The organism is Streptomyces sp. MGP-BFMKR1 (genome assembly GCF_057766585.1).
Window position 1 is genome coordinate 7,565,126 of the sequence record NZ_CM173408.1, and the last position, 14,213, is coordinate 7,579,338.

14 protein-coding genes are annotated in these 14,213 nt (G+C 72.2%); 8 read left to right on the forward strand and 6 right to left on the reverse strand.

Annotation, left to right across the window (positions count from 1 at the left end; translation table 11 throughout):
• Window positions 1–132: 132 nt before the first annotated feature.
• The 3 genes from AC3CHW_RS30455 to AC3CHW_RS30465 all read right to left on the reverse strand — a co-directional run bounded on the left by AC3CHW_RS30455 (window position 133) and on the right by AC3CHW_RS30465 (window position 2,184).
• Entirely contained in the window at window positions 133–267 is a 135-nt protein-coding gene (locus AC3CHW_RS30455; protein WP_269475463.1) for an LPFR motif small protein, read from the reverse strand.
• Window positions 268–397: 130 nt separating this feature from the next.
• A complete protein-coding gene (locus AC3CHW_RS30460; protein WP_488468606.1) occupies window positions 398–1,258 on the reverse strand; it encodes an SCO6745 family protein in 861 nt (286 codons plus the stop codon).
• A 167-nt stretch (window positions 1,259–1,425) separates the two neighbouring features.
• Window positions 1,426–2,184: an enoyl-CoA hydratase/isomerase family protein gene (locus AC3CHW_RS30465; protein WP_176160655.1), complete on the reverse strand. Its 759-nt coding sequence runs from the start codon at window positions 2,182–2,184 to the stop codon at window positions 1,426–1,428.
• A 799-nt stretch (window positions 2,185–2,983) separates the two neighbouring features.
• On the opposite strand from AC3CHW_RS30465, the gene AC3CHW_RS30470 reads away from it, so the two are divergent.
• On the forward strand, window positions 2,984–3,478 hold the full coding sequence (locus tag AC3CHW_RS30470; protein ID WP_398609104.1) for an ATP-binding protein: 495 nt from the start codon (window positions 2,984–2,986) through the stop codon (window positions 3,476–3,478).
• On the opposite strand, the gene idi is transcribed toward AC3CHW_RS30470, so the two are convergent.
• The 3 genes from idi to galE all read right to left on the reverse strand — a co-directional run bounded on the left by idi (window position 3,453) and on the right by galE (window position 6,396).
• Window positions 3,453–4,064 carry an isopentenyl-diphosphate Delta-isomerase gene (gene idi / locus AC3CHW_RS30475; RefSeq protein WP_187064919.1) on the reverse strand — a complete coding sequence of 204 codons (612 nt, stop codon included), beginning with the start codon at window positions 4,062–4,064 and terminating at the stop codon, window positions 3,453–3,455. The genes AC3CHW_RS30470 and idi overlap by 26 nt on opposite strands.
• A gap of 57 nt (window positions 4,065–4,121) precedes the next feature.
• Window positions 4,122–5,069 (reverse strand): cation diffusion facilitator family transporter, encoded by a 948-nt coding sequence (locus AC3CHW_RS30480; protein ID WP_488468607.1) that lies wholly within the window; start codon window positions 5,067–5,069, stop codon window positions 4,122–4,124.
• A 346-nt stretch (window positions 5,070–5,415) separates the two neighbouring features.
• Window positions 5,416–6,396, reverse strand: a complete 981-nt coding sequence (gene galE, locus AC3CHW_RS30485) for a UDP-glucose 4-epimerase GalE (RefSeq protein WP_488468608.1) — start codon at window positions 6,394–6,396, stop codon at window positions 5,416–5,418.
• A 275-nt stretch (window positions 6,397–6,671) separates the two neighbouring features.
• Here galE and AC3CHW_RS30490 point away from each other — a divergent pair, with 275 nt between their 5' ends.
• From AC3CHW_RS30490 to AC3CHW_RS30520, 7 genes are all read left to right on the forward strand, one after another.
• On the forward strand, window positions 6,672–8,567 hold the full coding sequence (locus tag AC3CHW_RS30490; protein WP_488471217.1) for a DUF5941 domain-containing protein: 1,896 nt from the start codon (window positions 6,672–6,674) through the stop codon (window positions 8,565–8,567).
• Window positions 8,564–9,313 (forward strand): phosphocholine cytidylyltransferase family protein, encoded by a 750-nt coding sequence (locus AC3CHW_RS30495; protein WP_187064922.1) that lies wholly within the window; start codon window positions 8,564–8,566, stop codon window positions 9,311–9,313. Before AC3CHW_RS30490 ends, AC3CHW_RS30495 begins: the two co-directional genes overlap by 4 nt.
• Entirely contained in the window at window positions 9,301–10,362 is a 1,062-nt protein-coding gene (locus AC3CHW_RS30500; protein ID WP_176160649.1) for an iron-containing alcohol dehydrogenase family protein, read from the forward strand. The genes AC3CHW_RS30495 and AC3CHW_RS30500 overlap by 13 nt, the downstream gene beginning before the upstream one ends.
• Window positions 10,340–11,125 (forward strand): CDP-alcohol phosphatidyltransferase family protein, encoded by a 786-nt coding sequence (locus AC3CHW_RS30505; RefSeq protein ID WP_176160648.1) that lies wholly within the window; start codon window positions 10,340–10,342, stop codon window positions 11,123–11,125. Before AC3CHW_RS30500 ends, AC3CHW_RS30505 begins: the two co-directional genes overlap by 23 nt.
• A gap of 41 nt (window positions 11,126–11,166) precedes the next feature.
• Entirely contained in the window at window positions 11,167–12,012 is an 846-nt protein-coding gene (locus AC3CHW_RS30510) for a glycosyltransferase family 2 protein (protein WP_488471218.1), read from the forward strand.
• A gap of 78 nt (window positions 12,013–12,090) precedes the next feature.
• Window positions 12,091–13,026, forward strand: coding sequence for an ABC transporter permease (locus AC3CHW_RS30515; protein WP_176160647.1), 936 nt, complete (start codon window positions 12,091–12,093; stop codon window positions 13,024–13,026).
• Complete coding sequence (locus AC3CHW_RS30520) at window positions 13,019–13,810, forward strand: ABC transporter ATP-binding protein (protein ID WP_398609100.1); 792 nt, start codon at window positions 13,019–13,021, stop codon at window positions 13,808–13,810. Before AC3CHW_RS30515 ends, AC3CHW_RS30520 begins: the two co-directional genes overlap by 8 nt.
• Window positions 13,811–14,213 lie beyond the last annotated feature (403 nt).

A 14,213-nucleotide genomic window follows, 5' to 3' on the forward strand; every position in this document is an offset into this window, starting at 1 on the left:
CACCCAGCCGCATCACCCCGCTCGCGCCCAGCACACCGCAGCCGCCCGGCACGAGGGCCGGGCGGCTGCGGTCAGGCGCGTGGAGTGCGGTACTTCGCGGGCGGGGTCAGGTCGTCACCCACCGACGTGTGCTCACACCCCGCGTCGGCGTGGGCCACCACGCGACGCTCCGCCGAAGAGCCGAGCGAGCACGCGGAAGGGGAGCGTCACCACGGTGGCGATGGCGCCACCGATGGTACGCAGGACATCTGCGATGGCACGGAACACGGAATCCTCCTTGTCTGCGCCCACGATGCGCCCGCCAGGACGCCCCGTGGCTCGTGACCCCGAGTAACCCCAACCGCGGTCGGTAAACCGCATCCGGCCCGTACTCCGGCGCGCCGTACCGGCTTTCGGCTCAGCCCTTGCCCAGGAAGTCGGCCGGGAACGCGCCCGCGGCCATGGCCGTCGAGGCGAAGGCCGTGGCCAGCTCCGTCAGCCGCGCCACGCCCGCCGCGCCCAGGTGCTCGTACGGCGCCCGGTCCAGCCGGTCGGTCTCGACCTCAAGCTCCTTGCGCAGCGCGGTCCCCGCCGGCGTCAACTCGCCGTCGGCCGCCAGCAACCCACGCCCGCGCAGCCGCTCCTGGGCCGCCACCCACTCCTCCTCGGACCAGCCGCGCATCGTACGGGCCCACGTGGGCGCCACGCCGAACCCGCTGGCGGTGTGCGAGACCACGGCCTCCAGGCCGTCGAGTTCGGCGGCGACGAGCACGGCCAGGTGGCCGTCGCCGCGGTGCTCGCGCAGCAGCGTCGCGGCGTGCCAGAACGCCAGGTGTGGCGCGTCGGGGACGGCCAGTTCGGCGTGGGCCGCGTACAGCGGGCGGGCGGCCCGGCCGCACGCCTCGGTGGCGCGCAGCGCGAGTTCGGCGGCCTCGGCCATCTCCGGCGAGGCGATCACCTCCGCGCCCAGGAGCCGGCGCAGCGTGCCGTCGGCGGCGGCGAGGCGGGCCTCGATGACCGCCTCGGGCGTCGTCACGTCCCAGACGGCGGGCACGTGCTGGGCGACCCAGTCGTACTTGAAGTTGTAGAAGGTCGCGGTCACCGTGCCGGCACCCACCCGGCCCAGCGGGGCGGACCGGGCGGCGAAGTACGCGGCGCGCTCCTTGACGCCTATCCGCCCGAGTTCGTCGGTGAACTCGGGGGCGAAGTACGTACAGGAGTGGAGGGGGTTGAGCACCTGGTGGCAGTGGCGGCCGGCGCGCTCGGGGAGTGAGGTCATGCCCGGCACGTTACCCGCAGGTAGCCGGTCGCGGGAGAGCCACGGGGCACGTCCTCAGCCCCCCGTCGCCCGCTCGCCCCGGCCCTGCCGTCGGGCGGCCTACCTCGGCGGGTGGCCTCAATGGGGCCCCGGCGGGTGGCCCCGCCGTCCCGCGCCCGGCCGGTGGGTCAACTGGCGGGCAGTGTCCAACTGAAGCGCGGCGCCCGGTGCTCCAGGAAGGCGGTGACGCCCTCGACGGTGTCATCGCTGGTCCGGGCCTGCTCGGTCCAGTAGGCGGTGCGCTCGGGGTCGACGGGGCCCGCGGCGAACTCCTTGGCGGCGGCCTGGGTGAGCTGCGACCGGGAGGCCAGCACGCGGGCGAAGCGGGCGACCTCGTGGTCGAAGTCCTCCGGCGCGAACACCTCGTCCACCAGGCCGCGCAGATGGGCCCGCTGGGCGTTGATCAACTCGGCCGAGAACAGCAACTGCTTGGCCGTGGCCGGCCCGACCAGGCTCACCAGGCGGGCCGTGGAGGAGGCGGGGTAGACGATGCCGAGCTTGGCCGGCGTGATGCCGAAGGCGCTGTCGTCGGTGGCGAAGCGCAGGTCACAGGCGGTGGCGAGCTGACAGCCGCCGCCCACGCAGTAGCCGCGCACCGCGGCGAGGGTGGGCTTGGGGAACGTCGCCAACGCCTCCTCGGCCGAGACCGCGAGGCCCTGGGCCTCCTCGCCCCGCTCGATCAGGGAGCCGATGTCCGCGCCCGCGCAGAACGTGTCCCCGTCGCCGGTCAACACCAGGGCCCGCACGTGCGGGTCCACCGTGAGCTTGTCGAGGAGTGGGGGTAGTTCGCGCCACATGTCGTAGGTCATCGCGTTGCGCTTGGCGGGATTGTGGATCATGACGGTCGCGATGCCGTCGGTGACCGAATACAGCAGGCAAGGCTCCATGCGCGGATCGTATCCGGGTGGCCGGAAGGCTACGGCGAAGATCGCATCGTCGGCTGAGTGGAAGAGATCACTTCCCCTGTCCGCGAGCCCGGGGCAAAGTCCCCAACGGCGCCTAGAGGGGGCAATTTGCCTGGTCGCGGCGGGGGCGGCGGCGCGCGCGGCGGCGCCCCGCGCAGGGACCGCGCGGCGCCCCGGGCGTGGGGCGCCGTGACCGTCGGGCGTCAAGACCACCCGGATGAGTGGGGCCGGCGCCACCGGGTGACGGTGGCCTCCGCGGCGTTCGAGAGGCGCCCGCCCGCGCCGCGCCGGGCCCGCGTGGGGCTCGTCGGGGCCGGCGAGGCGGGCCGGTCACGCCTCTACGGGGGTGTGGTTTCCGCCAGTGCGCGTGCGCCGGTGTGACGGGCGACCGGGCGGCCGGGCGGTCGGGCAACGGTGGTGCGCGTCGCGCCGCGATCCCTCGCGCGCGCCCCGCGCCGTGCGGAACCGACCGAGGCGCGCGGGCGGCGGCCCGGCGCGCGGGGCGCCGCCGAGGCCACGGGACCCGCCCCCGGCGCCGCCGCGTCCGAACCGGCCAGCGGGCCGCCGTGGTCGCGCCGGCGACGCGACGGTCGGGCCCCGGATGGCGATCAACGTGCCCCACAGGGAGCGGACAAGATGTGTCGCATGAGTGCGCGAGGGGCCCTCAACCGGTCAAAAGGTATCGATAGGCGCTGACTTGTGTTCAGTTGGCCGGTGTGGCCCCGCGCATTCCCAACACTCGTCCCCAGTGTCGAGCTGCGGCGATGGGTGGGTATCGGACATGGAGATCCTCGGGAGCGTCCCGCCTGACCCAGGGCAGGCCCCGCCCCGGAGAGCCGTCGCGTACGAGGGGGTCTGGCGCTTCACGGCCAAGACCGAGGAGGCGGCCGTGCCCCAGGCGCGGCACGCGGTGCGCGACCTCCTCAGGAACCAGCGCGTCCCCGTCGGTGACGACGTCCTGCAGTCCCTGCTGCTGATCGTCTCCGAACTGGTCACCAACGCCGTCAAGCACGCGGCGCTGCTCTCGCCCGAGATCGCCGTGGAGGTCTCCATCGGCCGCGCGTGGGTGCGCGTCGCGGTCGAGGACAACCACCCCTACCGACCGAAGGCCCTGGTCGCGGACCAGGGCCAGACCGGCGGTCGGGGGCTCCTGCTGGTGAAGGCGGTCGCCGACGAGGTCGGCGGCAGCTACGACGTCGAGCACACCGCCAGCGGCGGCAAGGTCGTGTGGGCCGCGCTGCCGCTCGCCCCTACCAGCCCGCCGCGGCGCCCGTGATCTCCCGGATCGTGGGCCGCGCGGTGTCCAGCACGTCCATGAACCAGGCCGAGAACGTCCGCTCCGCGCGCAGCTTGTCCAGCTCGTCGGGCGTGACGAACGCCGTGTCGGCGATCTCCTCCGGGTCGGGCCGCAGGTCGGTCCCGATCAGCCCCGCGAACAGGTGGTTGTACTCCTGCTCGACCAGGCCCGACGCGGGGTCCGGGTGGTTGTAGCGCACCCGGCCGGCCTCGCGCAGCAGCAGCGGGGCCGCGCCCAACTCCTCGCCGGTCCGCCGGGCGGCGGCCACGAAGGGGGGTTCGTCCGGGTACGGGTGGCCGCAGCAGGTGTTCGACCACACGCCGGGGGAGTGGTACTTGCTCAGCGCGCGCTGCTGGAGCAGCAGCCGGCCGCGGTCGTCGAAGAGGAACACGGAGAAGGCGCGGTGCAGTTGGCCCGGTGCCTGGTGGGCGGAGAGCTTCTCCGCGGTCCCGATCGTGTTGCCGTCCTCATCGACCAGTTCGAGCATGATCGGTTGCGCAGCGGAGGCGGGCACGGATGCCGCCGCGCTGTCGGTGGAGCGGCCGTTGGCTGGTGTGGTCGGCATGTCCATCCTCGTCGTCGGGCTTCGGCCACCCAGTTTGCCGTATGACAGGGGCACACGTCAGTGGCACAACTTGGCCTCGTGCGCGGCATGTCCGCTCGGCTCCAGCTGGAACGTGCAGTGATCCACGTCGAAGTGCTCGCCCAGGCAGCCCTGCAACTCGTGCAGCAACTTCTCATGGCCCACCGAATCCAGCGCATCCTGACGTACGACGACATGTGCCGACAGGACGGGCATCCCCGAGGTGATCGTCCACACATGGAGGTCGTGGAGGTCCTCCACGTCGGGCAGCCCCAGGATGTGCGCGCGTACCTCGGCCATGTCCACGTCCCTGGGGGCGGCCTCAAGCAGCACGTTCAGCGTCTCCTGGAATAGCTTCCAGGTGCGCGGCACGATCATCACCGCGATGACCAGCGAGGCGATGGGGTCGGCGGCCTGCCAGCCGGTCGCCATGATCACCCCGGCCGAGAGCAGCACCGCCACCGAGCCCAGCGCGTCGGCGAGTACTTCGAGGAAGGCGCCGCGCACGTTGAGGCTGTCGCGCTGGCCGCGTAGCAGCAGGGACAGCGAGATCATGTTCGCGACCAGGCCGATCGCGCCGAACACCAGGGTCAGCCCGCCCTCGGTGGCGGCCGGCGTGCGGAACCTGCTAATCGCCTCGTACAGGATGTAGCCGCCGACGCCGAGCAGCAGCAGACAGTTGGCGAGCGCGGCCAGGATCTCGGCGCGCGCGTAGCCGAAGGTGCGGCGCGGGCTCGGCGGTCGGTTGGCGAAGTGGATCGCGAGCAGCGCCATGGCCAGGCCCACCGCGTCCGTGGCCATGTGCCCGGCGTCCGCGAGCAGCGCCAGCGAGCCGGCCATCAGGCCGCCCAGGATCTCCAGCACCATCACCGAGAGGGTGATGCCGAGCGCGATGCGCAGCCGCCCCCGGTAGGCGGCGGCAGCGGTGCCCGTCGCCCCGGCCGGCGGGCTCCCGTGGGAGTGCCCGTGCTGATGCCCAGCGCCCATGAAGTGCCTCCACATCGGACTCGCTCCGGCCGCCGCGGACCGGCGCCGATCTCAGTGAACGGTGCGACGGGGGGTGATTGCAACGCGGCGCTGAATACCGTTGTCATGTGCCGTGACCTGCACAGATGCGATGTGGTGAGGGTGGCGGCGCGCGGCATGCGCGGCCGGCGGCGCGCCCGGCGGCCCGGCGCGGGTCGTGCCACCCGCCCAGCCGCTGGTCACCGGCGGCGCGCGGGCGCGGCCGGTGCGCTCGCCGCGCTCCGACGAGCGGTGCCACTCCGCTGCCGTCCGGCGCGCCGCGGTGCCGTGGGTGCGCCGGCGCACCCACGGCACCGTGAGCGGCGTCTCAGCCGGTCTGGCCCCGGTGGTGCTGCCAGCCCCGCCAGGCGGAGGTGACCATCTCGCGTACGTCGTGCCGGGCGGACCAGCCGAGCTCCTTGGCGATCAGCTCCGCCGAGGCCACCACGCGCGCCGGGTCGCCCGGTCGCCGGGGCGCCACCTCGGCGACCGGGCCGCCGTGCCCCGTGACCTCCGCCACCAGCTCGGCCATCTCGCGCACGGAGACGCCGTGGCCGGTGCCGACGTTCACGGTCAGGTCGCCCGGCGCGGGCCGGTCGGCCAGCCAGCGGGCGGCGGCCAGGTGCGCGTCGGCGAGGTCGGAGACGTGGATGTAGTCCCGTACGCAGGTGCCGTCCGGGGTCGGGTAGTCCTCGCCGAAGACCAGCGGGGTCCGGCCCGTGGTGACCCGGTCGAAGAACATCGGGACGATGTTGGACACCCCGGTGTCGGCGAGTTCGGGGCGGGCCGCGCCGGCCACGTTGAAGTACCGCAGGCAGGCCGTGGCGATGCCGTGCGTGCGACCGGCGGCCCGTACCAGCCACTCGCCGGCGAGCTTGGTCTCGCCGTACGGGTTCATCGGCTGGCACGGGGTGTCCTCGGTGACCAGGTCCACGTCGGGCATGCCGTAGACGGCGGCGGACGAGGAGAAGACGAGGGCGCGTACGCCGGCGGCGGTCACCGCGTCCAGCAGCACGGCCAGGCCGTGCACGTTCTCCTCGTAGTAGCGGATGGGCTGCTCGACGGACTCCGTCACCTGCTTGCGCGCCGCCAGGTGCACCACACCGGCCACCTCGTGCTCGGCCAGCACCCGGCCAAGGAGTTCCCGGTCCAGGACCGAGCCGCGGACCACGGGCACGTCCGCCGGCAGCCGGTCGGACCGGCCGGCCGTCAGGTCGTCGAGCACCACCACGCGCTCGCCCGCCGCGCGCATGGCCGCGACGACGTGCGCCCCGATGTATCCGGCACCGCCGGTGATCAGCCACATCATGTCCGCACCCTACCGACCGGAAATCGGCGGCCGGAGCGAACGGGCGTTTGGCGCGGGTAGCGGCCATCGACCATGATGATCGCGCAGACCAAGCCGTCGTTCACTCGATCCTTGAGTGAATGTGCGGTGAACGGTCGCCTTCGGTGATCCGATAGCCTCTGCCGACGCCCTGTCCGCCGCAGCCGGGTCGGGGCAGGTCACGACCGCTGCCCGGACATCGCGTGAATCGGCCATGAACCGGCGCGGCCATGCCAGTTGCCAAGGAGTGAGTTCGTCTGTCGACCGCCATTGTGACCGGTCCTCCGGTCGTCGGCCCGTCCGTCGTGGACGACCTGCGGACCCTCGGCTTCGACGTCCGCCAGGCGGCCGACGCCGCCGAGGTCGCCCGCGAACTGGCCGCCATCCCGGCGCACCAGCGCGTCGCGCTGGTCGACGCCCGCTTCGCCGGCCACCCGCACGCGCTGCGCCTGGCGCTGACCGACCCGCGCTTTCCGGCCGCCGCCGTGACCGGCGCGCTGACCGCCCAGCCGGAGGCCCGCGCCGCCCTCGTGCGCGCCGCGCACGCCCGCGCCATACCCACGCGCACCGCGCCCACCGACGCGACGCCCGCGCGGCACCCCGCCGACGCCGCCCCTGCCCAGGCCGACGGCTCCGCCGCGAGCGGCCCCGACGCGGCGACCGCGGCCAACCTGCCCGACCTCATCGCCGCCGACCTGGCCGCGGCCGACGTGCCCGTGCACCGGCCCGAGCTCGGCGTCCTGGTCGCCGCCGTGCCCGCCGACGAGACGGCGCGCGCCCGCGCCAGGGCGGCCGTCGCCGCCGTCGACGACGAGAAGGTGCGGCTGCGCGGCGCGGTCAAGGCCCGCGACGGCTTCGTCACCACCTTCCTCGTCAGCCCCTACTCGCGCTACATCGCCCGCTGGTGCGCCCGCCGCGGCCTGACCCCGAACCAGGTCACCACCGCGTCGCTGCTCACCGCGCTCGTCGCGGCGGGCTGCGCCGCCACCGGCACCCGGCCCGGCTTCGTCGCCGCGGGCGTGCTGCTGATCGCCTCCTTCGTGCTGGACTGCACCGACGGCCAGCTCGCCCGCTACTCGCTCCAGTACTCCACGCTCGGCGCGTGGCTGGACGCCACCTTCGACCGGGCCAAGGAGTACGCGTACTACGCCGGCCTGGCCATCGGCGCCGCGCGCGGCGGCGGCAGCGACGACGTGTGGACGCTGGCGCTGGCCGCCATGGTCCTCCAGACCTGCCGACACGTCGTGGACTTCTCCTTCAACGAGGCCAACCACGACGCGACCGGCAACAACAGTCCCACCGCCGCCCTCTCCGACCGGCTCAACACCGTCGGCTGGACGGTGTGGGCCCGGCGCATGGTCGTGCTGCCGATCGGCGAGCGCTGGGCCATGATCGCCGTACTGACCGCGCTCACCACGCCCCGTATCACCTTCTACGCGCTGCTCGTCGGCTGCGCCCTGGCCGCCTGCTACACCACGGCCGGCCGGGTGCTGCGCTCGCTGAGCCGGACGGCCGTGCGCACCGACCGGGCCGCCGCCGCGCTCGCCCAGCTCGCCGACTCGGGCCCGCTGGCCGAGGCGGTCGGCCGCGGCCCCTGGCGCCGCGCGGCGCTGCTCCCGTTCGCCGCCCCGCTGCTCGCGGCCGTGGGCACAGCGGTGCTCGTCGGCTCGCTGTGGGTGGGGGAGCCGGGCACCTGGTGGCCGGTGCTCGGCGGCGCGGTGTACGCGCTCTGCGCCGGCCTGGCCGTGGCGCAGCCGCTCAAGGGCGCCCTGGACTGGCTGGTCCCGCCGCTGTTCCGGGCGGCGGAGTATGTGACGATCCTCGTGCTCGCCGCTCGCTCCGAGGTGAACGGAGCGTTGCCCGCTGCTTTCGGACTGGTGTCCGCTGTCGCCTACCATCACTACGACACGGTGTACCGCATCCGCGGCGGTACCGGCGCGCCGCCCGCCTGGCTGGTGCGGATGACGGGTGGGCACGAGGGACGCGTCCTGGTGGTCACGGTCATCGCGGCCCTGCTGCACGGCACTGGCTTCACCATCGCGCTGACGGCACTCGCGGTCGCCCTGGCGCTGGCGGTGCTCATCGAGAGCATCCGCTTCTGGGTCTCCTCCGGAGCACCCGCTGTACACGACGAATCAGGAGAACCCGCATGATCGGCCTCGTGCTGGCGGCAGGCGCCGGGCGGCGTCTGCGCCCCTACACCGACACCCTGCCCAAGGCCCTGGTGCCCGTGGACCCCGCGGGGGAGGGCACCACGACCGTGCTCGACCTCACGCTGGGCAACTTCGCCGAGGTGGGTCTCACCGACGTCGCCATCGTCGTGGGCTACCGCAAGGAAGCGGTGTACGAGCGCAAGGAGGCGCTGGAGCGTAAGTACGGCGTCCGCCTCACCCTCATCGACAACGACAAGGCCGAGGAGTGGAACAACGCCTACTCCCTGTGGTGCGCCCGTGAGGTGCTGAAGCAGGGCGCCATCCTCGCCAACGGCGACACGGTGCACCCGGTCTCCGTCGAGAAGTCGCTGCTCGCCGCGCGCGGCAAGGGCCAGAAGATCATTCTCGCGCTCGACACGGTCAAGCAGTTGGCCGACGAGGAGATGAAGGTCGTCACCGACCCGGCCAAGGGCGTCCAGAAGATCACCAAGCTGATGGACCCGGCCACGGCCAGCGGCGAGTACATCGGCGTCACGCTCATCGAGCCGGAGGCGGCCGAGGAACTGGCCGACGCGCTGAAGACCACCTTCGAGCGCGACCCCGACCTCTACTACGAGGACGGCTACCAGGAGCTGGTGAACCGCGGCTTCACCATCGACACCGCCCCCATCGGCGACGTCAAGTGGGTCGAGATCGACAACCACGACGACCTCGCCAAGGGACGTGAGATCGCGTGCCAGTACTGACCCGGCTCATCCCCTCGCCGGTCGTCGTCGACATCAGGTCGGGCGCCCTGGAGGACCTGGCCGGGCTCCTGGTCGACCAGCGGATCTCCGCCTCGGGCAAGCTGGCCATCGCCATCAGCGGCGGCTCCGGCGCGGCGCTGCGCGAGCGGTTCGCGCCGGCGCTGCCCGGCGCCTCCTGGTACGAGGTCGGCGGGGGCACGCTCGACGACGCGATCAAGCTCGCCGACGCCATGAAGTCGGGGCGCTACGACGCGGTCGTCGGCATGGGCGGCGGCAAGATCATCGACTGCGCGAAGTTCGCCGCGGCGCGGATCGGCCTGCCCCTGGTCGCCGTCGCCACGAACCTCTCGCACGACGGCCTGTGCTCGCCGGTCGCCACGCTCGACAACGACGCGGGGCGCGGCTCGTACGGCGTGCCCAACCCGATCGCCATCGTCATCGACCTGGACGTGATCCGGGAGGCCCCGATCCGCTTCGTCCGCTCGGGCGTCGGCGACGTGATCTCCAACATCTCCGCGGTCGCGGACTGGGAGCTGTCGCACCGCGAGACCGGCGAGCAGATCGACGGCCTGGCCGCGGCCATGGCCCGGCAGGCGGGCGAGGCGGTGCTGCGGCACCCCGGCGGCTGCGGGGACGACGAGTTCCTCACGGTGCTGGCCGAGGGCCTGGTGCTGACCGGGATCTCGATGTCGGTGGCCGGCGACAGCCGTCCCGCGTCGGGCGCCTGTCACGAGATCAACCACGCGTTCGACCTGCTCTACCCCAAGCGCGCCGCCTCGCATGGCGAGCAGTGCGGCCTCGGCGCCGCCTTCGCCATGTACCTGCGGGGCGCGCACGAGATGTCGGCCCTGATGGTCGACGTCCTCAAGCGGCACGGGCTGCCCGTGCTGCCCAGCGAGATCGGCTTCACCACCGACGAGTTCGTCACGGCAGTGGAGTACGCGCCGCAGACCCGCCCAGGGCGCTACACGATCTTGGAGCACCTGGGGCTCTCCACCGACGAGATCAGGGACGCATACGCCGACTATGCCAAAACCGTCAGTAGCTGAACTCCGTCCGGTCGTCCACCCCGAGGGTGTCAAGGACCGGCGCAGCGGTGAGCACTGGGCCGGACGCCTGTACATGCGAGAGATCTCGCTGCGGTGCGACCCGTACCTGGTGAACACCAGGATCACGCCCAACCAGCTCACCTACCTGATGGTGGTCGCCGGCATCCTGGCCGGCGCGGCGCTGCTGGTGCCGGGGCTGACCGGGGCGCTGCTCGGTGCCGTGCTCATCCAGCTCTACCTGCTGCTCGACTGCGTGGACGGCGAGGTCGCCCGCTGGCGGGGACAGACCTCGATCACCGGGGTCTACCTGGACCGGATCGGCCACTACCTCTCGGAGGCGGCGCTGCTGGTCGGCTTCGGCGTCCGGGCGGCCGACGTCTTCCACCAGGAGGGCGACTCGACCAACTGGATGTGGGCCTTCCTCGGCACGCTGGCCGCCCTCGGCGCGATCCTGATCAAGGCCGAGACCGACCTGGTCGACGTGGCCCGGGCGCGCAGCGGGCTGCCCGCGGTCAAGGACGAGGCCGCCACGCCGCGCTCCTCGGGGATCGCGCTGGCCCGCAAGGCCGCCGCCGCGCTGAAGTTCCACCGACTGGTCGGTGGCGTCGAGGCGTCGCTGGTCATCCTGCTGGTCGCGCTCCTGGACCTGACGCGGGGCGACCTGTTCTTCACGCGCCTCGGGGTCGCGGTGCTCGCGGCGATCGCCATCGTGCAGACCCTGCTGCACCTGGTGTCCATCCTCGCCTCCAGCAGGCTCAAGTGAGCGCCGGTTCCGGGCTCTCCGTCGGCGCGGTCGTCCTGACCATGGGCAACCGCCCCGACGAGCTGCGGGCCCTCCTCGACTCGGTCGCCCGGCAGCACGGCGACCCGGTCCAGGTGGTCGTGGTGGGCAACGGTTCGCCGCTGCCACCGCTGCCGGCCGGCGTGCGCACCGTGGAGCTGCCGGAGAACGTCGGCATCCCCGCCGGCCGCAACGTGGGCATCGAGGCGTTCGGGCCCGGCGGCCGGGACGTGGACATCCTGCTCTTCCTCGACGACGACGGGCTGCTGGCCGGCGACGACACGGCCGAGCTGTGCCGTACGGCCTTCGCCGCCGACCCCGCGCTCGGCATCATCAGCTTCCGCATCGCCGACCCGGACACCGGTGTGACCCAGCGCCGCCACGTGCCCCGGCTGCGCGCCTCCGACCCGATGCGCTCCTCGCGGGTGACCACCTTCCTCGGTGGCGCCAACGCGGTGCGCACCCGCGTCTTCGCCGAGGTCGGGGGGTTGCCCGACGAGTTCTTCTACGCGCACGAGGAGACCGACCTCGCCTGGCGGGCGCTGGACGCGGGTTGGATGATCGATTACCGGTCAGACCTGGTGCTCTTCCATCCGACGACCGCGCCGAGCCGGCACGCGGTCTACCACCGGATGGTGGCCCGGAACCGGGTGTGGCTGGCCCGCCGGAACCTGCCGTTCCCGCTGGTGCCCGCTTATCTGGCGGTATGGATGCTGCTCACGTTGGCCAGGAGGCCGTCGGGGCCGGCGTTGCGCGCGTGGTTCGGCGGTTTCAAGGAAGGCTGGACGACGCCGTGCGGTCCGCGACGGCCGATGAAGTGGCGTACGGTATGGCGCCTGACCCGGCTGGGCCGACCTCCTGTGATCTGAGAAGCTCTGGTCTGAGAGCATCGGGCGCGATCCTGGGCACGGCCCCGGCAGCGCACCTTGAGGATGAAAGTGTCAACTGTGAGCGAGACTACGCACGACAGTGTGGTCGCCATGACTTCCCCACCATCCCCCGACGACGGGCTCACCCCCGCCGAGCTCGCCCAGAAGTACGGGCTGTCGGTCAGCGGTGCCCGGGTGGGGCTTGGCGAGTACGTCCAGCAGTTGTGGGGGAGGCGCCACTTCATCTTGGCCTTCTCGCAGGCCAAGCTCACCGCGCAGTACAGCCAGGCGAAGCTCGGGCAGCTCTGGCAGGTGGCCACGCCGCTGCTGAACGCGCTGGTGTACTTCCTCATCTTCGGCCTGGTCATGGGCGGCCGGGGCAACATGGACAACCACGACTACATCCCGTTCCTGGTCACGGGCGTCTTCGTGTTCACCTTCACCCAGACGTCGGCGCTCGCCGGCGTCCGGGCGATCTCGGGCAACCTCGGGCTGGTGCGGGCGCTGCACTTCCCCCGGGCCGCGCTGCCCATCTCCTTCTCGCTCCAGCAGCTCCAGCAGCTCCTGTTCTCGATGATCGTCCTGGCCATGGTGCTGGTCGGGTTCGGGCACTACCCCAGCCCGTCCTGGGTGCTGATCATCCCGGTGCTGGCCCTGCAGTTCGTCTTCAACACCGGCCTTGCCATGGTCATGGCCCGGCTCGGCAGCAAGACCCCCGACCTGGCGCAGTTGCTGCCGTTCATCACCCGGACCTGGCTCTACGCCTCCGGCGTGATGTACAGCATCCCGGACATGCTCGCGAAGAAGGACGTCCCCGAGTGGCTGGACGACCTGCTGCTGTCCAACCCGGCATCGGTCTACATCGACCTGATGCGCTACGCCCTCATGGATGACTACTCCGCCTCCAACCTGCCGCCGCACGTGTGGCTGCTGGCCCTCGGCTGGGCCGTGCTGGTCGGCATCGGTGGATTCCTGTTTTTCTGGAAGGCAGAGGAGCAGTACGGCCGTGGCTGAGCGAACCCCCGAGCAGATCCCCAAGGACCCGCGTCCCACCGTCATCGCGGACGACGTGCACATCGTCTATCGCGTCAACGGCGGCGCCCGTGGCAAGGGCAGCGCCACCGCCGCGCTCAGCCGCATACTCCGCCGCACCACCTCGCCCGGCATGCGCGAGGTGCACGCCGTGCGCGGCGTCACCTTCGTCGCCCGCCGGGGCGAGTCGATCGGCCTGATCGGCTCGAACGGCTCGGGAAAGTCCACGCTCCTCAAGGCCGTGGCGGGCCTGCTCCCCACCGAGCGCGGCCACGTCTACACCGACGGCCAGCCCTCGCTGCTCGGCGTGAACGCGGCCATGATGAACGACCTCACCGGCGAGCGGAACGTCATTCTCGGTGGCCTGGCGATGGGTATGACGCGCGAGCAGGTCCGCGAGCGGTACGACGAGATCGTGGACTTCTCCGGCATCAACGAGAAGGGCGATTTCGTCACGCTGCCGATGCGCACCTACTCCTCCGGCATGGCGGCCCGACTGCGCTTCTCCATCGCCGCCGCCAAGGACCACGACGTGCTGATGATCGACGAGGCGCTGGCGACCGGCGACCGCAAGTTCCAGAAGCGCTCCGAGGCCCGCATCCGCGAACTGCGCAAGGACGCCGGCACGGTCTTCCTGGTCAGCCACAACAACCGGTCGATCCGCGACACCTGCGACCGCGTCCTGTGGCTGGAGAAGGGCGAACTGCTCATGGACGGTCCGACCGACGAGGTCATCAAGGCGTACGAGAAGGAGACGGGCCGGTAGTCCCGCCGTCTGCGCACACCGCCCGCCCCGCGTTCACACGCCGGGCGGGCGTTTTCTTGTGGCGTTTCCCGGGCCCGCCGAGGTCACCACCCGTACAATTCATTGCCGCTTTATGAATTGGCCTGTACCACATTTCGTGAAACCGGTGTCGAGTATTCAGCGGGCCGAAGTGGAGGGCGCGCGGCGAGGCGCGTGCGCTATCACTTTTCGTACGCTGTGTTGTGTGTGCGATCGTGTGCCCGTAGGGTGCTGCCGCGCTGGTCCTCGCGATCTTTCCCGGATTTCCGGGGCGAGCATTTTCGGTGCGATGTGTTCCATAGTGCGGCCGGGTGGGAGCGGTCGGGGCGGTGAATTGGGGGCCGTCGACCCGCGCGCGGCGCGCGGGGTGGCGCCGCGCGGCGGG

Excerpts from the sequence above, each read along its gene's own strand:
- AC3CHW_RS30480 (WP_488468607.1), bottom strand. The coding sequence starts at position 5,069 with ATGGGCGCTGGGCATCAGCACGGGCACTCCCACGGGAGCCCGCCGGCC.
- AC3CHW_RS30465 (WP_176160655.1), bottom strand. The coding sequence starts at position 2,184 with ATGGAGCCTTGCCTGCTGTATTCGGTCACCGACGGCATCGCGACCGTC.
- AC3CHW_RS30510 (WP_488471218.1), top strand. The coding sequence starts at position 11,167 with ATGGGCAACCGCCCCGACGAGCTGCGGGCCCTCCTCGACTCGGTCGCC.
- AC3CHW_RS30495 (WP_187064922.1), top strand. The coding sequence starts at position 8,564 with ATGATCGGCCTCGTGCTGGCGGCAGGCGCCGGGCGGCGTCTGCGCCCC.
- galE (WP_488468608.1), bottom strand. The coding sequence starts at position 6,396 with ATGATGTGGCTGATCACCGGCGGTGCCGGATACATCGGGGCGCACGTC.
- idi (WP_187064919.1), bottom strand. The coding sequence starts at position 4,064 with ATGCCGACCACACCAGCCAACGGCCGCTCCACCGACAGCGCGGCGGCA.
- AC3CHW_RS30470 (WP_398609104.1), top strand. The coding sequence starts at position 2,984 with ATGGAGATCCTCGGGAGCGTCCCGCCTGACCCAGGGCAGGCCCCGCCC.
- AC3CHW_RS30460 (WP_488468606.1), bottom strand. The coding sequence starts at position 1,258 with ATGACCTCACTCCCCGAGCGCGCCGGCCGCCACTGCCACCAGGTGCTC.
- AC3CHW_RS30505 (WP_176160648.1), top strand. The coding sequence starts at position 10,340 with ATGCCAAAACCGTCAGTAGCTGAACTCCGTCCGGTCGTCCACCCCGAG.